The sequence below is a fragment of the Acetivibrio ethanolgignens genome, from assembly GCF_001461035.1.
Lineage (GTDB): Bacteria > Bacillota > Clostridia > Lachnospirales > Lachnospiraceae > Velocimicrobium > Velocimicrobium ethanolgignens.
The window spans coordinates 1-22,301 of the sequence record NZ_LNAM01000176.1; the positions used below are offsets into that span (position 1 = coordinate 1).

Here is a 22,301-nt window from a genome sequence, read left to right on the forward strand (position 1 = left end):
AAATATAAAATAGATAAAAAATCGCTGTACCCCTTGTATTTAATGGGTACGGCGATTTTCCGCTTTTGGAGGCTTCTTTTCGGGCTACTTTCTCGTGTTTTGCGGGCCCAAAGCCCCCAATGGATTACGGATAATGTAGATGGTGACAGCTGGCCTTCTGATGAGAAAATTGATGAGAAGCTGGATGCCATGTATACAGAGCTGTTTACTGATGAGGGACATGCGATTCTTATGTACCTGGATGCGGGAGGCGGCCGTTACATAACCAGATGTTTAAAAGGTGCCAGTGCAAAGACCGTTCTTGGTGCAGAGGCGACAGAGATTCTTCTTGACTATCTGGATGCCTATGCTACCTCAGATATGGGTGATGAGACTTATTTTTCTACCTGCTTTTCCAAGGCGGCAGAACGGATGATGAGCCGTACCACGAATTCTAAGGATGTGGCAAAAATTGTTTCGATTGCTGTAGCGGCAGTTGTCATTATTATAGCCCTGGTAGTTTTCTTCCTTCGCAGAAGAAAGCTTAAGCTGGAGCAGGCTAAGGTTGACAGTGAGATATTAAATTCAAAATTATAACTTTAAAGGAGGAATAAAATGGGAGATTTAGCATCAAGAGTAAAAATGATTGTCAGTGCAAAGGCAGATAAATTGGTATCTATGTTTGAGGACCCGGTAGAGGTAATTGACCAGGCAATTATTGAGGCAAAGCGTTCCTATGTACAGCTAAAGACTTCAACTCAGCAGGTTATGGCGATTGAGGAAAAGGAGAAGCAAAAGTACGAGGAGCTGGCAAAAGAGATAAAGGAGTGGCAGGCAACTGCTGAGGGTGCTTTAAAAAATGGTGACGAGGAGGCTGCAAGAAAGGCACTGGAGAAGAGAAATTCCTTTACCCAGAGAGCTACAAAGCAGGAAGAAATCTTAAATCAGGCGAAGGAGAACACCGAGGAGCAGAAGGCTGCCCTTAGAAGAGCTGAAAAAACAGATGGGGCTTATGTAACTATTTTGTTACTTTCGGCAGCTTTAGAGGTAATCATGAAGAAAAGGCCTGCCTTTTCTTCATTTTAGACCAGTTGATAAATCCGTAAATATCGTTTACGAAAAATATCAGAAAGCATATGATGACAGATATATAAGCAGGATTTTTGGCTGCAGCCATAATCCATAGTAGAATAAGGATAATATCATTTGCAGCATAGGCAAGGGCAAAAAACTCACTTCTTCGGAAGGTGAGATAAACTGCCACGAAGGTGGTTGTAACGGACAACGTACTTGGAAAAAGAAAGCAGCGTTGATTTCAATCAAATCCTTCTTATCACAGCTGATGGAGATTGCTTTTTGCAGCTTCTCTCCCTCAGCATTCAGGATGTGGGAAATAGCAGTTTCTTCCAGAGAATGGACTGGAGAAGTGATGATGCAGCACAGCATTTATCAATATTTTTACATTCAATACATGGCATACTCATATGAAATTACTCCTTATTCTGCGGTAAATCAATCTCTGGAATATCATTATCATCATAGGCATTATTAGGCTGTTTTTCTTTGTTTATCATACTAAATACGCTCCTTTCATAAGCAGTATGTGTAATATGGTAGAAAAATATCCTCAGTTTGGCTTTTTGGCAGCCTTTTACTATGTAAACGGGTCACAGCCCGGAGTATTTAGTCGAAGCCGAGAGGCGACGAATGCATCGGCACCAACAGCTTCATGAATTGATTATAGTATACCAGGTAAATGTGACCGCATCGTGTCTAAATCATGAAAAATTTCTTAAAATAAAGTATAAAATTTCTTTACAAAATCCATCCGGCTTGCCATATTCTCTAAGAGAAGGTCGGCTAAGGCCACTGCGGCCATGGCTTCTACCACGACAACGGCCCGTGGAACGATAATCGGGTCATGGCGGCCCTTTATGGAAACCTGAAGGTTTTCATGGCTTTGATTAATGGTGTCCTGCAGCAGGGAAATGGATGGAGTAGGCTTTATCGCCGCCCGGAAGATGATGTCAGAGCCGTCGCTGATGCCGCCTAAGATGCCACCGGAATGATTGGTCTTTTTGATAACAGATCCATCCTCTTTAGCCTGGAAGCTGTCATTGTGGCGGGAGCCTTCCATAGAGGCACAGGCAAAGCCAGAGCCGATTTCAAAGCCCTTGACAGCACCGATAGAAAGAATGCTTTTAGCAAGGCAGGCATCCAGTTTGTCAAAGACCGGTTCACCGATGCCGGCAGGTACACCGGAAATAATACATTCAATAATACCACCGGCGGAATCTCCCTTTGCCATCTGTTCCTTTAAATAGTCCTCTGCCTGTCTGGAAGCCTCTGCATCTGGAAGATACAGGGGACTTTTGGCTATCTGCTCCCAGGAAGGGGCAAAACGGTGTCCCTGGCTGTTGGTAAACAGGGCTTCGTTAAAGGTAACTGGACCGATGGCTTTAGCATAGGCAGTAATATGGATACCAAGCTCCTTCAAAAGGGCCAGGGCAACAGCACCACCAGCAACCCGACCAATTGTCTCTCTTCCGGAAGAGCGGCCACCACCACGGTAATCCCGAAAGCCATATTTAGCATCTAAGGTATAGTCAGCGTGGCCTGGACGGTAGTAAGAAGCAATTTCAGAGTAATCAGAGGAGCGTTGACTTTCGTTCATGACAGCCATAGAAATCGGTGTTCCTGTTGTCCTTCCCTCCAGGACACCGGAAAGGATGGAAACAGTATCGCTTTCCTTGCGTGGTGTGGAGTATTTGATACCGCCGGGACGCCGACGGTTTAGGTAGCCTTGAATAAAAGTCTCATCCAGGGGAAGTCCGGCAGGACAGCCATCTACGACGACGCCTAGGCCTTTGCCATGGGATTCCCCCCAGGTTGTAATTTTAAATATATTTCCATAGGTAGAACCAGACATACTACACCTCATTTCAAACTTTTTTCTTATTATAACGAAAAGAAAGTTAAGATTCAATAGCATATATTAAGGAAGGAGCAAAAAGATACTGCTCCGGTAAGGAGGAGGTTTTATGGAAGAAAAAGAAAAAGAGAAGACTGAAAATGGGCCAGAAGAGTTGATAATAGAAGAGGATACGGTTTATGAGATTGATTTGGAGTGTATAAAACGAAAAAGAGAAGCATTCCGCCAGGAATAGTAAAAAAATACTCTGTTAAGAATTACACTGCGGCGGTGTGGAAGATATTGTCTTTCTAATCCGCCGCAGTGGGAGAGCTTACCCTGCATTTTTTTTCGTTCAAGTGATAAGCTTAAAAAAGGGAGTGCCATAAGACACTCCCAGCTTTACTTCTCTGATGAGATGGGCAGATTAGCATCTGCATCCGCCACAGCAGAAAATTAATATCAGGATGATAATCCAGCTACAGCAGTCATCGTTGTCGCCGCCGAAAAGACCGTCACAGCCACAGCCGTTGCCGCCGAAAATACCTCTGCCATTACCGCAGAAGAATAAAAGCAAAAGAATCCAAAGGCAGTTGTTGCCTCCGTTACATCCGCAAGAAGTACCACAGTTGGTTGCTGCTAAATCACTCATGTTGAAATCCTCCAATTAGTTAATTACATTGTATCATATGTGGAAGGAGAAAAAAGGGTTCCGGTTTTACAGGCATTTTATTTGCAAAGAAAGAAAAAGAATGATAAATTGCTTATAGAGCATACTAGGAAAAAGGAGAGAGAAAAATGCAGGATGAATTTATAACATTAACTATTGGAAAACAAAAAAATATAGCATTGATTGCCCATGACAGTAAGAAAGCAGAGATGATTGGCTGGTGTGAGGAGCACAGGGCGGTATTAAAGCGTCATTTTTTATGTGGGACAGGAACCACAGCCCGTATGATTGCGGATAAGACAGGTCTTCCGGTAAAGGGCTATAACAGCGGTCCTCTGGGTGGCGACCAGCAGATTGGAGCTAAGATTGTAGAGGGTAAGGTGGACTTTGTCGTATTCTTTTCCGACCCGCTGGCAGCACAGCCTCACGACCCGGATGTTAAAGCACTGCTTCGTATCGCCCAGGTATATGATATTCCGATGGCAAACAATAAGGCGACGGCAGACTTTATGATAACCTCCAGTCTTATGGAGGAGGAATATGACCATGAGGTGATTAACTTTAAAAAGAACATCAGTGAAAGAGCGGATACATTATAAAGAACAACAATGCTTGCATAAATTTGTGCAATATGTTATAATAGCTATAAGTTAAAAGCCGTGGAGAGAAGAGCGTGGCTGTAGAGTCTGTTATGCCGGTAGCTGTATAATGGACATACTTCAGTTGCCCTCTTTTTTTGTTCGATAGGATTGTACTGCGGTGGCTAGGAGGAGGTTAATTATGGGAAAATATGTAATGGCTTTGGATGCAGGAACTACCAGTAACCGGTGTATCCTGTTTAATGAAAAGGGGGAGATGGTAAGTGTTGCTCAAAAGGAGTTTACACAGTACTTCCCAAAGCCGGGATGGGTGGAGCATGATGCAAATGAAATCTGGTCAACCCAGCTGGGAGTAGCGGTAGAAGCTATGTCGAAGATTGGGGCGACAGCAGAGGATATTGCTGCAATTGGTATTACGAATCAAAGAGAGACAGCAATTGTCTGGGATAAGGAAACTGGTGATCCGGTATACCACGCAATCGTATGGCAGTGCCGCCGTACCTCAGAGTATTGCGATAGTCTGAAGAAAAAGGGACTTACAGAGAGCTTCCGTGAAAAAACAGGGCTGATTATAGATGCTTATTTTTCAGGAACAAAGGTAAAGTGGATTCTTGATAATGTACCTGGGGCGAGGGAGCGTGCTGAAGCAGGAGAGCTCTTATTTGGTACAGTAGAGACCTGGCTTATCTGGAAACTTACTAAGGGAAAAGTCCATGTGACGGATTATTCTAATGCCTCCAGGACTCTTTTGTTTAATATTAAGGAGCTTGCCTGGGATAAGGATATCTTAAAGGAGCTGGATATTCCGGAAGGTATGCTGCCGGAGGTTAAGCCTTCCAGCTGTGTATATGGAGAGGCTGATCCGTCTTTTCTCGGTGGAGCCATCCCGATTGGTGGAGCTGCCGGAGACCAGCAGGCGGCCCTGTTTGGACAGACCTGTTTTAATGCAGGTGAGGCGAAAAATACATATGGAACTGGCTGCTTTCTTCTGATGAATACAGGAGAAAAGCCGGTATATTCTAAAAATGGTCTGGTAACGACGATTGCCTGGGGGCTGGACGGTAAAGTAAATTATGCTCTGGAGGGATCGATTTTTGTGGCAGGAGCAGCCATTCAGTGGCTGAGAGATGAGATGCGGCTGATTGACAGTGCGGCAGACTCAGAGTATATGGCAAAAAAGGTAAAGGATACGAATGGCTGTTATGTAGTGCCGGCCTTTACCGGACTGGGAGCACCTCATTGGGATCAGTATGCGAGAGGCACGATTGTTGGTATTACCAGAGGTGTTAATAAATATCATATTATAAGAGCCACCTTGGAATCCCTGGCTTACCAGGTCAATGATGTTATCAAGGCGATGCAGGCTGATTCCGGCATTGATTTGACATCCCTTAAGGTGGATGGAGGAGCCAGTGCCAATAATTTCCTGATGCAGTTCCAGGCTGATATCATCGCTGCACCGGTAAAGCGTCCGATGTGCGTAGAGACTACAGCAATGGGGGCTGCTTATCTGGCAGGTCTGGCTGTGGGATACTGGACGGACAAGGAGGATGTAAAGAAAAACTGGCAGATTGACCAGGTGTTTGAAGTGAAGCTGCCGGAAGAGGAACGGCTTAAGAAGCTTAAGGGCTGGAACCGTGCAGTCAAATACTCCTATGGATGGGCAAAAGAGGATTAGAAAATAACAAGTTAATAGCTATTGCAGAGTTGAGAGTCAGCAATGAGGCACAGTGGAAAATTCCTGTGTTTTCTTGCTGACTTTTTATTTGATATTTTTTAGAGTAAAGGAGAGAGATTATGTTTGATGTGGTAATTATAGGTGCCGGTGTTTCCGGCTGTGCGGTAGCAAGGGAGCTGTCCCGCTACGAAGTAAAGGCTTTGGTGGTAGATAAGTGTGAGGATGTATGCTGTGGAACGTCTAAGGCAAATTCTGCAATTATTCATGCAGGCTATGATGCTCCGAGAGATTCTTTAATGGCAAAGCTGAATGTACAGGGAAATGAAAGGATGGAGGAGCTGTCGAAGGAACTGGATTTCCCATTTAAGAGAAATGGCTCCTTAGTAGTATGCATGTCAGAGGAGGATCGGCCAAGACTTATCGAGCTTTATGAGCGTGGCTTGTATAACGGTGTAAAGGGACTTAAGCTTTTATCCAGGGAAGAGCTTCTGGCTATGGAGCCAAATATCCAGGAAACAGCAGTAGGAGCCCTATATGCCCCTACTGGTGGAATTGTTTGTCCCTTTGAGCTGACGATTGCCTTTGCTGAAAATGCAAACCGCAACGGTGTAGAATTCCGGTTTGATACCGAGGTAAAGGAAATTTTAAGAGATGGTGACAGCTGGGAGCTCATAACAGATAAGGGTGATATAAGGACACGCTATGTAGTAAATGCTGCCGGTGTCTATGCTGATGTATTCCATAATATGGTAAGCAGTAAAAAAATACATATTACACCGAGAAGAGGCGATTACTGTTTGTTTGACAAAACAGCCGGCAGTCATGTGAAGAGGACAATTTTCCAGGTACCAGGGAAGAATGGAAAGGGTGTTTTAGTAACACCTACGGTGCATGGAAATCTTCTTTGTGGACCGACAGCCATTGATATTGAGGATAAGGAAGGCGTAAATACGACGCAGGCAGGGCTTTCAGAGCTGGTTGCCAAGGGTCAGACAACAGTAAAGAATCTGCCAATGCGGCAGGTGATTACCTCTTTTGCAGGACTAAGGGCTCATGAGGATGAACATGAGTTTATTATTGAAGAAGTAGAGGATGCGAAAGGCTTTGTAGATGTAGCAGGTATTGAGTCTCCGGGACTTTCCTCTGCACCGGCAATCGGCAGTATGACAGCAGAGCTTCTGAGAGATTTGATGGGCTTAAAGGAAAAGGCAGATTTTGTGGCAGAGCGTAAGGGAATGCTACGCCCGGAGGAGCTTTCTATAGAGGAGAGAAAGGCCTTGATTAAAGAAAAACCTGCCTATGGAAATATTATTTGCCGCTGTGAAATGATTTCTGAGGGTGAGATTATAGATGCCATTCAAAGGCCCCTTGGGGCAAAGTCCCTGGATGGTGTGAAGAGAAGGACGAGAGCCGGTATGGGTCGCTGCCAGTCAGGCTTTTGCTCCCCGAAAACTATGGAAATTCTTGCAAGAGAGCTTTCGGTAGATATGTCGGAGATTACAAAATCCGGTGGTGCTTCAAAATTGATTGTTTCAGAGATTAAGAAAGGGATTTAGGAGGGAAAACAGATGAAAGCATATGACTTGGTAATCGTAGGGGGAGGCCCGGCAGGCCTTGCAGCAGCGGCAGCAGCCAGAGAAAACGGAATCGGGAGTATATTGATTCTGGAAAGAGATAAGGAGCTGGGCGGTATTTTAAACCAATGTATCCACAATGGCTTTGGCCTCCATACCTTTAAGGAGGAGCTGACCGGTCCCGAATATGCAGGCCGTTTTATTGAAATCGTACAAAATCTGCAGATAGAATATCTGTTAAATACCATGGTTATGAATATTTCTCCACAAAAGGTGGTAACGGCCATGAACCGTGAGGAGGGGCTCTTTGAAATCCAGGCAAAGGCAGTTATTCTGGCGATGGGCTGTAGAGAGCGTTCCAGAGGAGCCTTAAATATCCCGGGCTATCGTCCGGCTGGGGTGTATTCTGCTGGTACAGCACAGCGCCTGGTAAATATGGAGGGCTATATGCCGGGAAAAGAGGTTGTTATCCTTGGTTCCGGTGATATCGGACTTATCATGGCAAGACGTATGACACTGGAGGGTGCAAAGGTTAAGGTAGTAGCAGAGCTTATGCCTTATTCTGGCGGCTTAAAGAGAAATATTGTACAGTGTCTGGATGATTTTGGTATTCCGTTGAAGCTAAGCCATACGGTAGTCGATATTGATGGAAAAGAGCGGTTAAAAGGAGTTACCCTTGCTAAGGTAGACGAAATGGGGAAACCGATTCCGGGAACGGAGGAGTATTATAGCTGTGATACTCTGCTCTTATCCGTTGGTCTGATACCGGAAAATGAGCTGTCCCGTGATATGGGCGCAGAGATTGCTTTGGTGACCTCAGGACCTGTGGTAAATGAGAGTCTGGAAACCAGTATAGAGGGTGTATTTGCCTGTGGAAATGTTTTGCATGTACATGATTTGGTGGACTTTGTATCCGAAGAAGCAAAGGCAGCAGGAAGAAATGCAGCAGGCTATATTAAGGGAGAGAGAAAAAGGGCAGATGGCAAAGGGATACGGCTGATTCCGGAGGACGGAGTACGCTATACAGTTCCAAGCTGTATTCACCCGGAGCGGATGGAGGATAAGCTGACCCTTCGCTTCCGTGTAGGAGCAGTGTACAAACAGGCTTCGATTGTTGTATATTTTGATGATGAGGCTGTGATGAAGAAAAAGAGACCAATTATGGCACCGGGAGAGATGGAGGAAATCCGGCTGGAAAAGGAAAAGCTGATGGCGTGTCCGAATTTAGAGAATATAACAATCCGTATTGAGAAGGAGGAAGAGTAGTGTGGAAAAAAGAGAACTGATTTGTATCGGCTGTCCTCTGGGCTGCATGCTTACAGTAGAATTAGAGGGAAAAGAGGTAGTAGGTGTCAGCGGGAATACCTGCATCCGTGGAGATAAATATGCAAGAAAAGAGGTTACAAATCCGACCAGAATTGTGACCTCAACAGTTTGGGTAAAGGGCGGTGATAAGCCGTCTGTATCGGTGAAGACAAAGGAGGATATTCCGAAGGAGAAGATTTTTGCTTGTATGAGGGCCCTGAAAGGAGTCTGTGTGGAAGCACCGGTAAGGATTGGCGATGTTCTGGTTGAAAATGCGGCAGGTACAGGGGTGGATATTGTGGCTACAAAAAATGTAGAGCGTGTATAACAGGTGATTCGTGGCGAAACAGGCAGCAGATGAATAGGATATTAGAAAAAGGATTTTTTCTAGTATGGACAGGGTATCAAAAATTATTCATCTGGACTGGGCCAGAAAACGGGGAATCTATGGAAAAGGTGTATGTGTTGCTATTATAGATACTGGAATTGCCCCACATCCAGACTTTATATACAGGAAAAAACGAATTGTTGATTTTTATGATGTTTTGCGAGGACGTATAGAGCCCTACGATGATTCAGGTCATGGAACTCATGTGGCAGGAATTTTGGCAGGAAGCGGAGTTGCTTCTGCTGGAAGATATATGGGAGTTGCACCGGAATGCTCTTTAGTCAGTGTAAAGGTTTTAAACCGAAAGGGAAATGGAAGCATTGCTGATGTGCTTGCTGGCTTTGACTGGGTTATGAGAAACAAAGAGCGTTATAACATACGGATCCTGAATATTTCAGTAGGGACAGCGATAGATAAGGACTATAGTGAGGACTCAGATCTGGTACGTGGAGTTAATGAGCTATGGGATGCGGGCATTGTAGTGGTGGCAGCGGCCGGCAATAACGGTCCGCTGCCACAGTCTATTGGTTCACCGGGAAATAGCAGGAAGGTGATTACTGTAGGTGCGTCAGATGATGATGTGTTAGTAGAGCTGGATGGAAGCCGGATTAAGGATTATTCCAGCCGGGGACCGACAAAAGACTGTATTAAAAAGCCGGATATTGTTGTGCCGGGAAGTAATATTGTAAGCTGTAGCTATCGTGGAGGATATACAGTAAAGAGTGGAACCTCTATGGCTACCCCTATTGTATCAGGAGCTGTAGCACTGTTATTAAGCAGGTATCAGGATATGACACCACTGGAGGTAAAGCTTCGTTTAAAGACCAGGGCAGTGGATATGGGAATGCCCCATGGAAAGCAGGGGTGGGGACTTTTAGATATCGAAAAGCTGCTATCTGGATAATTTTTTAAAGAAAATGTTGTATTTCATCGAAAAAAGGACTACAATGAAAAAAAAGAGAAAGCTTTATCAAAGGAGAGGGATTATGAGTATAAAGGTGAAAAATGTAGTGGAAGATATTGTAATGGAAGTATTTAATGAGGTGCATCCGGATCTGGACTGTTGTACCTGTGAACAGTGCTGTTCTGATATTGTGGCATATGCTCTTAACCAGATGCGGCCAAAGTATGTCAGTACAGAAAAAGGAGCCCTGTTTTCCAAGACAACGGCAGCCTTTGACAGTTCCTATAAAATGGAGGTTATCAAAGTAATCGCTGAGGGAGCCAGAGTTGTAAAGGAAAACCCAAGGCATTAAAAGGTTGTATCAGTGCTTTGTATTTTTGCTTAACAGATGCTCGTATAAAAGCCCTGTTGCAAACCAGACAGGAGCATAGTCCAGGCGAATTAAGCCTTTTATATTGTAGCGGGCCTGACTGTAATCCCAGGGGCAGGCCTGCTTTTTCTTTAAGTAGAAGCCAGTCAGATATTCTGTAATATAGATTAAAAGTGTATAAAGACTGCCGCGGAAAAAAAGGCTTTTTTTGTGAAACAGACGGCTGAAGGGAGCAATGAAGGCAGCCATTCCATAAATCGGGAACATCAAAATGGAGGTATGGCAGGTAAGCTTTTTGTCCTGCTTTTGAAAAAAGGAAACAAGGCCTGTCCAAAAGCATTCCAGGCACCAGCCAATCAGACCGCAGCGGATAAAATTATGGATAAATGATATTTTCTTCATATGAAGTAGAATATCCAGTTTTGGAGAAATTATAGCATGAAAAAAGAGAAATTTAAAAGATTTTGGAGATTACTATTTATAGCTGCTTTATTAGCTGCCGTGCCAGCACCTTCCCTGAAGGCAGCAGAGCCTGCTGCTTATACACAGGATAAATACAGTGAGCAGCAATGGGCCTATTACAGTACCTATAATATAGGGATAGAAGAGGCATGGAGTCTTGGAAAGGGAGTGAATAAGGAGATTGTTGTTGCTGTTATTGACTCGGGGATTGACTATCAGCATGAGGATTTAAAAGCTGCAATGTGGGTGAATCCAGGAGAGATTGATGGCGATGGTTTGGATAATGATGGAAATGGCTATATTGATGATATCCATGGCTGGAATGTTTTTGATGGAACTTCGGAAATCTGTGCTTATGAGTATTCGTGGATAGCCAGGGATTATGAGGATGCCCATGGAACTCATGTTGCCGGAATTATTGCAGCAATTGCAGATAATAATGCAGGAGTAGCAGGAGTAGCTTCTAAAAATAACGTAAAGCTTATGTCTGTAAAGGCTATGGGTGACTATAAGGATGGTTATGGGGTAGTAGGCTATACTAGTAAAATTATTGAAGCAATTCAGTATGCAGAGAAAAATGGTGCTGATATCTGTAATTTAAGCCTGGGCTTAGAAAGCTATGACAATGCTCTCTATGAGGTAATGAAAAAATCGGACATGCTGTTTGTCTGTGCTGCTGGAAATGGGAACAAAGCAACCTCCTGGAAGGGTTGGGATATAGATATCGACCCAATATATCCGGCTGCCTTTGACCTGGATAATGTTATCGCTGTTGCAAATATGAATGGCTACGGTCAAATTGACCCATCTTCCTGCTATGGCAGTACAGCGGTTGACATCGCTGCTCCAGGTATGAATATTGTCAGTACCATAGTTGCCGGAAAGGAAAATGGTTTTAATTATTATGGAATGATGGCAGGAAGTTCAATGGCGGCACCGATGGTAACAGGAACTGCTGCCATGGTAGCCTCCTATTATGGATGTCTGGATGCAGTGGAAATAAAAGAAGCTATTCTTTCAGGCTCTGTTCCTAACAACAGCTTTGAAGGCAAGGTGGCAGAAAATCGTATGCTTTCTGTGGCTGGTGCCCTAAAGTATTATCAAGACAAAATCTGGATAGATACAGAAATTTCTGCAGCATCGAAAGGCTCTAACAATAAAAAAGTAACGGTGGAAATTACCTCTATGAACAATCCGGTAACAAAGGTAGCCTATGCTAAGGGGGAACAGACAGTGGATTATTTTGCTGGCGGAGCTCAGGGAACGACTCTTGCCTGCAGTAACGGAATAGCCTCCTTTAAAGTAACCAGTACAGGAAACTATACGGTATATGTGCAGTGTGAGGATGGGACTGAACTTATAAAAACAGTGGCTGTAGAGATTCCAACAATTAAAAATGTGAAGCTGTCTGCAACGAAGAAGACGCTGAGAAAAGGGAAAACCTATCAGCTGAAAGCGACGGTAAGCTCATCAGACATTTATACCAAAATAACCTATAAAAGTAGCAATTCCAAGATTGCAGCTGTCAATTCTAAGGGAAAGATAACGGCAAAGAAAAAAGGAGCCGCAACGATAACGGTGATTGTGAATGATGGAAATACTGTGAAGAAGAAAACATGTACGGTAATAGTGAAATAAATTTTGGTTTGTAGATTTGTTTCGATTTTCAAGAAACGAAAAGAGTGTTGGTATTATAGCTCTTAAGCTAGGACTACGAAGGGCGATAATTCTAGAAAAATGCATATCATTTACTACAAGTGACGAGTACGCGGACATTCGACCTCCTGTCTCAAGTCCGCTCAAAAAACCTCCATGTTTTTTGCCTCTGTAGGCTATGCATTTTTAAGAATTATCAGCCCTTCTCCGTATAGCTTATTCTCTATAATACCAACACTCTTTTTTCGTCTCCCGAATTTCACAAAATCTACAATCCAAAATTCCAATCTTCCACATAAATCTATCGTCTAGTTTGATTTATCACAGGAATATGTTTGCAAGAAAAGAAAGTAAAGCTTGCAGTAAAGAAAGAGAGAATTCTATAAAGATTTTATGTTTGATATTGCGGAAGCGAGTCTGAAAATCCAGAGCTTAGATATTCTCGTAATCGAAGGCATTCCTGAGATTACGCTAGAATATCTTGGCTCTTAGTTGAAGAGGAGCGAGCTATCAAACATAAAACTTTATAGAATTCTCTCTATTATTTATTGCTTACTTTGCTATTTTTTAACATATTCTGCTGATAAACCAAAATTCTTATCATTCCAAGTAAAACGCTAACCTGGTAAAAGCATATGTTCTGTTTTTGCCAGGTTATAAATCTGTTTGAATGATTTTGGATTGTAGATTTTTTTTGAATTTCAGGAGACAAAAAAGAGTGTTGGTATTATAGTGAATAAGCTATACGGAGAAGGGCTGATAATTCTTAAAAATGCATAGCCTACAGAGGCAAAAAACATGGAGGTTTTTTGAGCGGACTTGAGACAGGAGGTCGAATGTCCGCGTACTCGTCACTTGCAGTAAATGATATGCATTTTTCTAGAATTATCGCCCTTCGTAGTCCTAGCTTAAGAGCTATAATACCAACACTCTTTTCGTCCCTTGAAAATCAAAACAAATCTACAAATCAAAATCCACAATGCAATTTTTGTCACCAAATCTTTTCTTTTGTTCCAAAATTTGGTTCTATGCTTGGTTGAAATATTAAAAATTTCTTTGCTATAATAAGGATAGAGAAAATTGAGAATGGAGGAGGCGTTTTTGTGGTTTACATTAATGCAAGATGCAGAGAAATTTTGTCCATGCTGTTAAAGGGAAAAGACTATATTCCTCTAAAGCAGATTGCACAGGAGGTAGGAGTTTCTAAACGAAGCATCTATTATGATATTTGTAAGCTAAACGAATGGCTTGCCTACTATGGAGTGAAAGAGCTGGAAATCGTACGGGGAAAGGGCATTTTAATACCGGAAGAAGAGGCAGAAAAGATAAAGAGGATAGCAGAGGGGAGTCATGAAGAGGAGAAGTATATTTTTTCTCCAACAGAGCGGATTCAGGTAATTTATTGTTACATATTGATTTCCCATCTGAGTGAGAATGTCTATATTGAGCAGCTTTCCGAGTACTGCGGGGTAAGCAGGAACACGATATTTAATGATTTGAGGATTCTGGTAAATGAGCTGAAGGATTATAATCTGACACTGGAATATGAAACAAAACGAGGATATAAAATAGGTGGGGATGTTGTCAGCATCCGTGCCATGTTTTTTATGTATTTTAATAATCTTCTTCCACTTCTGGATAGTGGAGTTCTTGATTTTATCTATAAGGAGCCAATAAAGGAGCATCTTGAAAAGCTGGAAAAAATAGCAGAAGAGCTGGACACAGAGTATGTGAATGGCGTACTTTTATCGCTGGCTGCCCTGGTGCCGTTAATGTATAAAGGAAGACGGCGGCCATATTTTCCAAATCTTAAAAAGGACAATGTAGTAGCTACAGAGGAATACCGGCTGGTAGGCAAGTATTTTCCGGATTTGGATGAGACAGAGCACATTTATCTGGTAATTCATCTGCTTGGCTCCAGAGTGTCTGTGCTACAGTCGGATATGTTTGATAGTTATGCAGAGCAGTCCGTCTATGAAATCACAAAATCCCTGGTAGCAGAATTTGAAAAGCGTGCCTGCGTCTTCTTTGAAAATAAGGAAGAGCTGGAGCGGGCTTTGTTTTCCCATATCAATACTTCTCTATATCGTTACCGCTATGGCGTACAGATTGGTAACCAGATGACAAAGGATATTATAAGGGAATATCCGAACCTGTTTGAAATCACAAGGCATGTATCAAAATATCTTGAGCAGCTGGTAGGACTTCCGATACCGGACAGTGAGGTGGCTTATCTTGCTTTGCATTTTGGCTCTTATCTTAAGGTTTCCCAAGAGGAGAAGGGTGAGCTTCGGATATTGATTATCTGTGTAAACGGTATATCGACAGGTAATATGTTAAAAAGAGAGGTGCAGAACCTTCTGCCGGAAGCGAAAATTGTGGGTGTAGCTGCTGCTATGGATATGTTTAAGGCACAAAAGGTGTGCGATCTGGTGATTTCGACGGTAAAGGTAGAAAGCCTAGTACCGGTGATTCAGGTACATCCAATATTGACAGATTATGACAGGAGGCTGATTTTAAAATACCGCAAAAAGAATATAGAAAAACAGAAGAATCGAAATGAGTGTATTTTTGATACGGTTAAAAAATACGTTGCACCGGAAAACTATGAGGCTCTCCGGCGGGACTTAGAGGCTTGCATGCAGGAGGAGTCGGGAGGCGAAAAGATATATAAGGAACAGGCCGGACTTTTAGGTCGCCTTAAGAAAAACCGTGTGCAGATATTAGAGGGACATTTTCAATGGCAGGAGGCTGTACGGTGTGCAGGGAAAAGTCTTGTAGAGGCTGGAAGCATAGAGAAACGGTATCTGGAAAAAATTATATCCCAGATACTTTATTATGGTCCTTTTATGTTTTTAAATCAGGGACTTGTACTGGCCCATGCAAAGCCGGAGGATGGCGTAAACTACATGGATGTAGCATTGACCGTTTTTAAGGAGCCCGTCGCTTTTTCTGAGTATCACTATGCTAAAATTATTATTACCCTGGCCGTGGAGGACCAGGAAAGGCATCTTGGTATTTTAAAGGATATCATGGCGGTTTTTGGGGAGGAAAGGCATACAGAGGAGCTGGCACTCTTAGCTTCATCAGAAGAGATTTTAAAATATATGCAGCAGTATATTCATGAAAGAAAGGAATAGGAATACAAAATTTTGCACAAGGCGAGAACATTTCTTGGACTTCTGTTTGTGAAAAATGGATGATATGATAAGTCCATCTAAAACAGAAACGGAGGAAATGAAATGAGCAAAATCGATGAGATTACAAGAGAAGCCTGGATCATGAGTACATTTCCGGAATGGGGAACCTGGCTTAATGAGGAAATCGAAGACGAAAAGGTAGCTCCTGGAAATGTAGCGATGTGGTGGTTAGGCTGCACTGGCCTCTGGATTAAAACGCCACAGGATTGTAATGTTACTATAGACTTGTGGTGTGGAAATGGCAAGAGAACTCATGGCGATGGAAAAATGAAGGTTGGACATCAGATGGCAAATATGTGTGGTGCAAGAGCCATGCAGCCAAACTTAAGAGCCGTGCCTTTTGTCATTGATCCATTTGCAATTAAGCAGGTAGACGCCGTGCTTGCAACCCATTATCATCAGGATCATATGAGTGCGGAATATGCGGCACATGTGATTCAGAGTAAGATGACAACAACGGATGAAAATGGAAAGGAAATCCCGGTACCATTTATCGGACCAAAGAAGTCAGTGGAGCTATGGCAGAAATGGGGAGTTCCGGCAGAACGTTGCATTACCGTAAAACCAGGAGATACGATTAAAATCAAGGATTTGGAAATTGTTGCTTTAGACTCCTTTGACAGAACCTGTATTGTGACAACAGATTCCCAGGGACCGGACAGAGAAGAGCTGACAGGAAAGTGCCCGACAGATATGGATGATAAGGCTGTAAATTACCTGATTAAGACACCGGGCGGTAATATTTACCACAGCGGAGATTCCCATTATTCCATCTATTTTGCAAAGCATGGAAAGGATTATGATGTGGATGTTGCCTTTGGCTCCTATGGAGAAAATCCAATTGGAATGGCTGATAAGATGACCTCCTGTGACATTTTAAGAATGGCAGAAGCTTTGCAGTGCAAGGTTGTTATTCCAATCCATTATGATGTATGGACTAATTTCATGGCAGATGCCAATGAAATTCGGGTTCTTTATGAAATGAAGAAGGACCGTTTAGATTATAAATTCCACCCATTTTTCTGGGAGGTGGGCGGAAAATATGTATATCCGCAGGATAAGGATAAAAAAGCATATCATCACAGAAGAGGATTTGAGGATTGCTTCGAAGCACCACAGAATATTCCGTTCAGATCCTGTCTGTAGGAAAAGATTTTGGAGGAGAGACATGTTAAAAGAGTTTGTGATGAAAAAACATTATAAATTTGCAGAATCTGCAGTGGACTGGAAAGAGGCTATTCGTATGAGCTGTGAGCCGCTGGAACTGGATGGGACTGTAGATGCAGGTTATAAAGAGGCACTGGTACACTGTGTGGAGGAGTATGGTCCGTATATCGTGATTATGCCAAAGGTTGCTATGCCCCATTCTCAGGAGGGAGCGAAGGGGGTTCATAAAACAGCCATTAGTTTTATGAAGCTTGATAAGCCGGTGAGCTTTGAACCGGGCAATCCGGAGATGGATGCACAGTTATTTTTTACGCTAGCTTCCTGTAATTCATCGGAACACTTAAACAATATGTCGAGATTATCGGAAATGTTAATGAATGAGGAATTAATTGAACAGCTTCTGGAGGCAGAGTCAGAGGAGGATTTACTCCGGCTTCAGAAGGAGTATTTGGGTTAGATGCGAAAGGAGAAGAGTGAGAATGGAAATATTAATGAAGATATGGGCGTATTTTGCAACAAACATCTTACAGCAGCCGGCATTTATGATTGGTCTGATTGTAATGTTAGGCTATATATTACTGAAAAAGCCATGGTATGATATCCTGGCAGGTACCTTAAAGGCAATTGTAGGTTATTTTATTCTGGCGGCAGGCTCCAGTGGACTGGTATCTAACTTTCGTCCGGTACTGACAGGACTTAAGGATCGTTTTAATCTGGATGCGATGGTAATTGATCCGTATTTCGGACAGAATGCAGTAACTGCCGGTGTAGAAGAGGTATTCGGCAAGGGCTTCGGTCAGGCTATGATTCTTTTGTTGATTGCATTTATTGTAAATATTTTACTGGTACGTTTCAGCAGGGTAACAAAGCTTCGTGCGTTATTTACCACAGGACATGTACAGGTACAGCAGGCAGCGACTGCTTACTGGTTGATTATGTTTGCCTGTCCGTTTCTGTTAAAGAATGATATGGTAATGCTTATTGTTATGGCACTGGTGCTTGGCCTTTACTGGGCTGTAGGTGCAAACCTGACGATTAAGCCGTGTCAGGAGGTAACCGATGGTGCCGGCTTCTGCCTGGCTCATCAGCAGATGTTTGGTGTAGCTTTTAACTACTGGCTGGCAGAAAAGTTATTTGGAAAGAAAAACAAGGAAGGTAAGGATGTAAAGAAAATTGAGGATATTGAGCTTCCGGGCTTTATGTCTGTCTTTAATGATAACATGGTATGTACCTCAATTCTGATGCTGGTTTTCTTTGGAATAATCCTGACTATTTTAGGAAGAGACTATTTAGTAGCGAATGGTTTCTTGGCAGAGGGTGCCAGCATGTTGTTCTATGTAATTAAAACCTGTTTACATTTTGCAGTATATCTGGCAATCCTGCAGTTAGGTGTCAGAACCTTCGTAACTGAGCTGACAGCTTCCTTCCAGGGGATTGCAGATAAGCTTTTACCAGGTGCTATCCCAGGTGTAGACTGTGCCGTTATCTTCGGTTTTGGTGCTGCTAATGCGGTACCGATTGGCTTCCTGGCAGGTTTTGCAGGACAGATTTTGGCTATAATTGCATTAATTGTATTAAAGAGCCCTGTTTTAGTAATTTGCGGATTCGTTCCGGTATTCTTTGACAATGCAAGTATTGGTATTTTTGCAAATGAAAAGGGTGGTATTAAGGCAGCACTTGTTTTACCATTTATTTCTGGTCTTTGTCAGGTATTTGGTTCCGCCCTTATCGCTGGATGGGTTGGAATGGCAGCTTATGGCGGATACCTTGGTATGTGGGACTGGGCAGTTGTATGGCCGGTAATGACAGGAGTTATGAAGTTCTTAAGCTATGCAGGTATTGCAATTGTGGTTATAGCACTGGCTCTTATTCCACAGCTTCAGTATAGAAAGGACAAGGAAGGCTACTTCATGATGACTGAGGATTATGAGAAATATAAAGAAATAAAGGCAGTAAAAAATTAATTAAAGGATGTTTTAATTTTGAAGGGATGATAGAAGATGAATCAAGATAATTTGAAATTTTTAGTATGCTGTGCCAATGGTGCAGGCTCTAGCTTAATGATGAAAATGACAATGCAGAAGGTATTGGATAAGGTGGGATTAAAGCCTGCCAAGGTGCATCACTGTGCTCTTTCTGAGGGAAAGACGGCAGCCACTCAGTACGATGTTGTATTTTGTGCACAGAATTTTGCCAATATGTTTGCGGATGCACAAAAAAAGGGAACGATTGTAATTGGACTTCGTAATATCATGTCAGCAGCAGAAATTGAAGAAAAAATGAAGGAGCATGGAATTATTGAATAAGGATGGTGGAAGTAATGGAAAAGGCATATACCCTTGGCTTATATGAAAAAGCAATGCCACCCTTTCTTTCCTGGAAGGAAAAGCTTTTAGCGGCAAAAGAAGCAGGCTTTGATTTTGTAGAAATCAGTATTGATGAGACAGAGGAAAAGCTTTGCAGACTCGACATGTCAAAGGAAGAGCGTCTTGGGCTCATAAGCCTTATGATGGAAACAGGAATGCCGATTCGTACCATGTGCCTGTCCGGGCATCGGAAATATCCCTTTGGAAGTAACAAATCAGAGGACTGTAAACGTTCTCTGGAAATTATGAAAAAAGCAATTGAGCTGGCGGATGACCTGGGAATCCGGGTCATCCAGCTGGCAGGCTATGACGTATATTATGAGGAATCCAGTCTGGAGACAAAAAAGAGATTTCTTTCCAATCTTAAGGAGGCTGTTTGCCTGGCAGAAAAGTCAGGGATTATCCTTGGCTTTGAGACGATGGAAACAGAGTTTATGAATACTGTAGAAAAGGCAATGAAGTATGTAACTCTGGTTGATTCTGCTTATCTTTCCGTGTATCCGGATATCGGGAATCTTACGAATGCGGCAGTTACCTACAAAACCGATGTACTGGAGGACTTATATCTGGGGAAAGGCCATCTTGCAGCCATGCATTTAAAGGAAACTGTACCTGGAAAATTCCGCGAAATTCCTTTTGGAACAGGACATGTGGATTTTGAAGCAGCAATTCAGGCAGCATGGGAGCTGGGGGTCCGTAAGTTTGTTGCGGAATTCTGGTATGTAGGAAATCCTGACTGGAAAGAGGATTTAAAGTCAGCCCATGACCGGTTTGCCACACTTTTAAATCAGAGGTAGATAGATGAAAGTAAAAAAGACAGTAATTTCAAATCTTACAAAGTGCTATTCAATTGCACCATTAGTTTATGATAATCAGAAGTATTTTTTGGTAGCAGCAGAAAAGATAGACCGCTGTATTTTATTTGACAGGAATGGTAAAGAGACTGACACCGTCTTTAGTGAACCGGGCGGTGTTATGAGTATGGTACAGGTGCCGGGAAGCAATGGACAGTTTCTGGCAACTCAGAAGTTTTATTCGCCAAATGATTCCAAGGAAGCGAAAATTGTTATTGTGACACCAGGAAAAAAGGGTGACTGGGAGGTACGGACACTAGTAGAGCTTCCTCATGTCCATCGCTTTGATATTGTAGAACGAAATGGCGTACATTATTTAATTGCCTGTACGTTAAAATCTGGTCATGAATACAAGGATGATTGGTCTATGCCGGGAAAGGTTTATGCAGCACGTCTTCCAGAAAATCTAGAGGAATATGATGCTGAGCATCCGCTGGAGCTTACTGTAATTAAGGATAATATGCTGAAAAATCATGGCTATTACCGTGTAAGGGAAGAAGAGTATGATACCTGTGTAATTTCTGCTGACTGCGGTGTATTTCAATTTGTGCCGCCGGAGAGTCCGGATAAGAACTGGGGAATCAGACAGCTGCTTTCTACACCAGCCAGTGATGCTGTTTTGGTAGATTTAAATAACGATGGCGAAAAAGAGCTTTTAGTGCTTTCACCTTTTCATGGAGATGAAATCAGTATTTATGAAAAGAAACAGGGCTGCTTTGTAAAGGCTTATGAATATGAAAAAAAAGCAGAATTTACTCATGCCATTTACGGTGGCAGCTTAGGTGGTAAACAGGTAGGAATTGTCGGACACCGAAAGGGAGAACGCGATCTTCTTATCTTTACCTATGATGCTGCCTCCTCCTCTTATCAGGTAAGGATTATTGACCACGATTGTGGCCCTGCCAATGTATATTGCTTTGAGGAAAATGACAGAAATATTATTATTTCTGCTAATCGGGAGACCGATGAAATTGCGATGTATGAGATAGGTGAAATATAGGATATGGAGGTGAGAATAATGCTGGAGGCATTAAAAAAAGAGGTTTATGAAGCAAATATGCTTCTTCCGGAATATGGTCTTGTTACCTTTACCTGGGGAAATGTCAGTGGCATTGACAGAGAAAGGGGACTGTTTGTCATCAAGCCAAGCGGTGTGGAATATGACCTCTTAAAGCCAGAGGATATGGTAGTTGTTGATTTGTGTGGAAATAAGGTAGAGGGAGAATATAATCCTTCTTCCGATACGGCAACCCATGTTGTGCTTTATAATCGTTTTCCAAAGGTGGGCGGTATTGTACATACCCATTCAACCTGGGCTACCAGCTGGGCACAGTCCGGCCGCGGTATTCCATGCTATGGTACAACCCATGCCGATTATCTGTATGGTGAGGTACCCTGTGTGCGGAATCTGACAAAGGAAGAGATAGATGAGGCCTATGAGAAGAACACCGGTACTTTGATTGCAGATGAATTTGAGAAAAGAAACCTTGACTATATTGCGACACCGGCAGTTCTTTGTAAGAATCATGGTCCCTTTACCTGGGGGAAGGATGCTATGGAGGCAGTTCATAATGCGGTTGTACTGGAGGAGGTTGGAAAAATGGCAGCAAACTGTGAGATGATTCAACCAAAGGCTCAGGCAGCACCACAGGAGCTACAGGATAAGCACTATTATCGAAAGCATGGAGCCAATGCCTATTATGGGCAGATAAACAGAGGCGGAGTATGATAAAAGCAGTTTTTTTTGATATTGATGACACGTTATATTCTTTTACTAGACTGCATAGGGAAGGAATGAGGCGGGTATTTGATTATGCAAAAGGGGAACTTGGTATTGACAAAGCAATGCTTCAAAGAGCTTTAGAGCAGGCAATGAAGGAAATTGCGGACTATACAGCCCTGGATAGTCCGGTAACCCATAATCGGCAGATACGTTTTCAGAATGCCCTGACACTTCTTAAAAAGCCGATTTATCCCCATGGGTCAAGGATGTATGAGCTGTATTGGGACAGCATTTTAGAAGGAGCTACGCCTGAGCCCGGGCTTATTAAGCTTTTAGAAGGGCTGAAGAAAAAAGGTATTTATCTGGGAATTGGTACAGATATGACCTCCTGGATTCAGAATAAAAAGCTTGAAAAGCTGGGAATTGCTGCTTACTTTGATGTCAAACCGCAGATTATCTCGGGCGATTTCCGCAGATTATTTCAGACGGAAACAC

General features: G+C 42.8%; 22 protein-coding genes and 3 pseudogenes. 20 read left to right on the top strand and 5 right to left on the bottom strand.

Annotated elements, in window-relative coordinates; genetic code table 11:
• Positions 1-576: pseudogene (locus tag ASU35_RS19745) on the top strand (hypothetical protein); the annotation flags it as partial.
• An 18-nt stretch (positions 577-594) separates the two neighbouring features.
• Entirely contained in the window at positions 595-1,065 is a 471-nt protein-coding gene (locus ASU35_RS13065) for a PspA/IM30 family protein (protein WP_058353448.1), read from the top strand.
• On the opposite strand, the pseudogene ASU35_RS18840 reads toward ASU35_RS13065, so the two are convergent.
• The 3 genes and pseudogenes from ASU35_RS18840 to aroC form a co-directional block, all read right to left on the bottom strand.
• A pseudogene (locus tag ASU35_RS18840) lies at positions 1,031-1,279 on the bottom strand (nicotinamide mononucleotide transporter); the annotation flags it as partial. The gene ASU35_RS13065 and the pseudogene ASU35_RS18840 overlap by 35 nt on opposite strands.
• A gap of 53 nt (positions 1,280-1,332) precedes the next feature.
• Positions 1,333-1,425 (bottom strand): annotated as a pseudogene (locus ASU35_RS20945) (alpha-helical endospore appendage domain-containing protein); the annotation flags it as partial.
• Positions 1,426-1,771: 346 nt separating this feature from the next.
• Positions 1,772-2,908: a chorismate synthase gene (gene aroC, locus ASU35_RS13075; protein ID WP_058353450.1), complete on the bottom strand. Its 1,137-nt coding sequence runs from the start codon at positions 2,906-2,908 to the stop codon at positions 1,772-1,774.
• Between the two features lie 112 nt (positions 2,909-3,020).
• On the opposite strand from aroC, the gene ASU35_RS20515 reads away from it, so the two are divergent.
• Positions 3,021-3,146, top strand: coding sequence for a hypothetical protein (locus ASU35_RS20515; protein WP_278278077.1), 126 nt, complete (start codon positions 3,021-3,023; stop codon positions 3,144-3,146).
• Positions 3,147-3,317: 171 nt separating this feature from the next.
• Here ASU35_RS20515 and ASU35_RS13080 read toward each other — a convergent pair whose 3' ends face one another.
• On the bottom strand, positions 3,318-3,542 hold the full coding sequence (locus ASU35_RS13080; RefSeq protein ID WP_058353451.1) for a hypothetical protein: 225 nt from the start codon (positions 3,540-3,542) through the stop codon (positions 3,318-3,320).
• 146 nt (positions 3,543-3,688) lie between these two features.
• On the opposite strand from ASU35_RS13080, the gene ASU35_RS13085 reads away from it, so the two are divergent.
• The 7 genes from ASU35_RS13085 to ASU35_RS13115 all read left to right on the top strand — a co-directional run bounded on the left by ASU35_RS13085 (position 3,689) and on the right by ASU35_RS13115 (position 10,360).
• Positions 3,689-4,159 (top strand): methylglyoxal synthase, encoded by a 471-nt coding sequence (locus ASU35_RS13085; RefSeq protein ID WP_058353452.1) that lies wholly within the window; start codon positions 3,689-3,691, stop codon positions 4,157-4,159.
• Between the two features lie 181 nt (positions 4,160-4,340).
• The gene (glpK, locus tag ASU35_RS13090) at positions 4,341-5,837 is read left to right on the top strand and encodes a glycerol kinase GlpK (RefSeq protein ID WP_058353453.1); all 1,497 of its coding nucleotides are present in this window, start codon (positions 4,341-4,343) and stop codon (positions 5,835-5,837) included.
• Between the two features lie 119 nt (positions 5,838-5,956).
• The gene (locus ASU35_RS13095; RefSeq protein WP_058353454.1) at positions 5,957-7,393 is read left to right on the top strand and encodes an NAD(P)/FAD-dependent oxidoreductase; all 1,437 of its coding nucleotides are present in this window, start codon (positions 5,957-5,959) and stop codon (positions 7,391-7,393) included.
• Positions 7,394-7,405: 12 nt separating this feature from the next.
• The gene (locus tag ASU35_RS13100) at positions 7,406-8,677 is read left to right on the top strand and encodes an NAD(P)/FAD-dependent oxidoreductase (protein WP_058353455.1); all 1,272 of its coding nucleotides are present in this window, start codon (positions 7,406-7,408) and stop codon (positions 8,675-8,677) included.
• Between the two features lies 1 nt (position 8,678).
• Positions 8,679-9,044, top strand: coding sequence for a DUF1667 domain-containing protein (locus ASU35_RS13105; RefSeq protein WP_058353456.1), 366 nt, complete (start codon positions 8,679-8,681; stop codon positions 9,042-9,044).
• Positions 9,045-9,108: 64 nt separating this feature from the next.
• Positions 9,109-10,008 (top strand): S8 family peptidase, encoded by a 900-nt coding sequence (locus tag ASU35_RS13110; protein WP_058353457.1) that lies wholly within the window; start codon positions 9,109-9,111, stop codon positions 10,006-10,008.
• A gap of 82 nt (positions 10,009-10,090) precedes the next feature.
• The gene (locus ASU35_RS13115) at positions 10,091-10,360 is read left to right on the top strand and encodes a late competence development ComFB family protein (RefSeq protein ID WP_058353458.1); all 270 of its coding nucleotides are present in this window, start codon (positions 10,091-10,093) and stop codon (positions 10,358-10,360) included.
• A 9-nt stretch (positions 10,361-10,369) separates the two neighbouring features.
• On the opposite strand, the gene ASU35_RS13120 is transcribed toward ASU35_RS13115, so the two are convergent.
• Positions 10,370-10,780 (bottom strand): putative ABC transporter permease, encoded by a 411-nt coding sequence (locus ASU35_RS13120; RefSeq protein WP_058353459.1) that lies wholly within the window; start codon positions 10,778-10,780, stop codon positions 10,370-10,372.
• Positions 10,781-10,816: 36 nt separating this feature from the next.
• Here ASU35_RS13120 and ASU35_RS13125 point away from each other — a divergent pair, with 36 nt between their 5' ends.
• The 10 genes from ASU35_RS13125 to ASU35_RS13170 form a co-directional block, all read left to right on the top strand.
• Complete coding sequence (locus ASU35_RS13125; RefSeq protein WP_058353460.1) at positions 10,817-12,478, top strand: S8 family serine peptidase; 1,662 nt, start codon at positions 10,817-10,819, stop codon at positions 12,476-12,478.
• Between the two features lie 1,121 nt (positions 12,479-13,599).
• Positions 13,600-15,636 (top strand): BglG family transcription antiterminator, encoded by a 2,037-nt coding sequence (locus ASU35_RS13130; RefSeq protein ID WP_058353461.1) that lies wholly within the window; start codon positions 13,600-13,602, stop codon positions 15,634-15,636.
• Positions 15,637-15,738: 102 nt separating this feature from the next.
• On the top strand, positions 15,739-16,842 hold the full coding sequence (gene ulaG / locus ASU35_RS13135) for an L-ascorbate 6-phosphate lactonase (RefSeq protein WP_058353462.1): 1,104 nt from the start codon (positions 15,739-15,741) through the stop codon (positions 16,840-16,842).
• Between the two features lie 22 nt (positions 16,843-16,864).
• The gene (locus ASU35_RS13140; protein ID WP_058353463.1) at positions 16,865-17,320 is read left to right on the top strand and encodes a PTS sugar transporter subunit IIA; all 456 of its coding nucleotides are present in this window, start codon (positions 16,865-16,867) and stop codon (positions 17,318-17,320) included.
• A 22-nt stretch (positions 17,321-17,342) separates the two neighbouring features.
• On the top strand, positions 17,343-18,827 hold the full coding sequence (locus tag ASU35_RS13145) for a PTS ascorbate transporter subunit IIC (protein WP_058353464.1): 1,485 nt from the start codon (positions 17,343-17,345) through the stop codon (positions 18,825-18,827).
• 36 nt (positions 18,828-18,863) lie between these two features.
• The gene (locus tag ASU35_RS13150; protein WP_058353465.1) at positions 18,864-19,169 is read left to right on the top strand and encodes a PTS sugar transporter subunit IIB; all 306 of its coding nucleotides are present in this window, start codon (positions 18,864-18,866) and stop codon (positions 19,167-19,169) included.
• A gap of 14 nt (positions 19,170-19,183) precedes the next feature.
• The gene (locus tag ASU35_RS13155) at positions 19,184-20,026 is read left to right on the top strand and encodes an L-ribulose-5-phosphate 3-epimerase (protein WP_083504308.1); all 843 of its coding nucleotides are present in this window, start codon (positions 19,184-19,186) and stop codon (positions 20,024-20,026) included.
• A gap of 4 nt (positions 20,027-20,030) precedes the next feature.
• Entirely contained in the window at positions 20,031-21,083 is a 1,053-nt protein-coding gene (locus ASU35_RS13160; RefSeq protein ID WP_058353467.1) for a hypothetical protein, read from the top strand.
• A gap of 18 nt (positions 21,084-21,101) precedes the next feature.
• Entirely contained in the window at positions 21,102-21,812 is a 711-nt protein-coding gene (locus tag ASU35_RS13165) for an L-ribulose-5-phosphate 4-epimerase (protein WP_058353468.1), read from the top strand.
• The coding region (locus ASU35_RS13170) for an HAD family hydrolase (protein ID WP_147525446.1) at positions 21,809-22,301 on the top strand (493 nt) is incomplete at its 3' end. The genes ASU35_RS13165 and ASU35_RS13170, both read left to right, overlap by 4 nt.

Bases quoted from the DNA above. Each gene is read 5' to 3' on its own strand.
- ASU35_RS13085 (WP_058353452.1), top strand. From the start codon at position 3,689: ATGCAGGATGAATTTATAACATTAACTATTGGAAAACAAAAAAATATA.
- ASU35_RS13145 (WP_058353464.1), top strand. From the start codon at position 17,343: ATGGAAATATTAATGAAGATATGGGCGTATTTTGCAACAAACATCTTA.
- ASU35_RS13155 (WP_083504308.1), top strand. From the start codon at position 19,184: ATGGAAAAGGCATATACCCTTGGCTTATATGAAAAAGCAATGCCACCC.
- ASU35_RS13115 (WP_058353458.1), top strand. From the start codon at position 10,091: ATGAGTATAAAGGTGAAAAATGTAGTGGAAGATATTGTAATGGAAGTA.
- ASU35_RS13150 (WP_058353465.1), top strand. From the start codon at position 18,864: ATGAATCAAGATAATTTGAAATTTTTAGTATGCTGTGCCAATGGTGCA.
- ulaG (WP_058353462.1), top strand. From the start codon at position 15,739: ATGAGCAAAATCGATGAGATTACAAGAGAAGCCTGGATCATGAGTACA.
- ASU35_RS13120 (WP_058353459.1), bottom strand. From the start codon at position 10,780: ATGAAGAAAATATCATTTATCCATAATTTTATCCGCTGCGGTCTGATT.
- ASU35_RS13110 (WP_058353457.1), top strand. From the start codon at position 9,109: ATGGACAGGGTATCAAAAATTATTCATCTGGACTGGGCCAGAAAACGG.
- ASU35_RS20515 (WP_278278077.1), top strand. From the start codon at position 3,021: ATGGAAGAAAAAGAAAAAGAGAAGACTGAAAATGGGCCAGAAGAGTTG.
- ASU35_RS13080 (WP_058353451.1), bottom strand. From the start codon at position 3,542: ATGAGTGATTTAGCAGCAACCAACTGTGGTACTTCTTGCGGATGTAAC.
- ASU35_RS13100 (WP_058353455.1), top strand. From the start codon at position 7,406: ATGAAAGCATATGACTTGGTAATCGTAGGGGGAGGCCCGGCAGGCCTT.
- glpK (WP_058353453.1), top strand. From the start codon at position 4,341: ATGGGAAAATATGTAATGGCTTTGGATGCAGGAACTACCAGTAACCGG.
- ASU35_RS13160 (WP_058353467.1), top strand. From the start codon at position 20,031: ATGAAAGTAAAAAAGACAGTAATTTCAAATCTTACAAAGTGCTATTCA.
- ASU35_RS13165 (WP_058353468.1), top strand. From the start codon at position 21,102: ATGCTGGAGGCATTAAAAAAAGAGGTTTATGAAGCAAATATGCTTCTT.
- ASU35_RS13125 (WP_058353460.1), top strand. From the start codon at position 10,817: ATGAAAAAAGAGAAATTTAAAAGATTTTGGAGATTACTATTTATAGCT.
- aroC (WP_058353450.1), bottom strand. From the start codon at position 2,908: ATGTCTGGTTCTACCTATGGAAATATATTTAAAATTACAACCTGGGGG.
- ASU35_RS13140 (WP_058353463.1), top strand. From the start codon at position 16,865: ATGTTAAAAGAGTTTGTGATGAAAAAACATTATAAATTTGCAGAATCT.
- ASU35_RS13095 (WP_058353454.1), top strand. From the start codon at position 5,957: ATGTTTGATGTGGTAATTATAGGTGCCGGTGTTTCCGGCTGTGCGGTA.
- ASU35_RS13065 (WP_058353448.1), top strand. From the start codon at position 595: ATGGGAGATTTAGCATCAAGAGTAAAAATGATTGTCAGTGCAAAGGCA.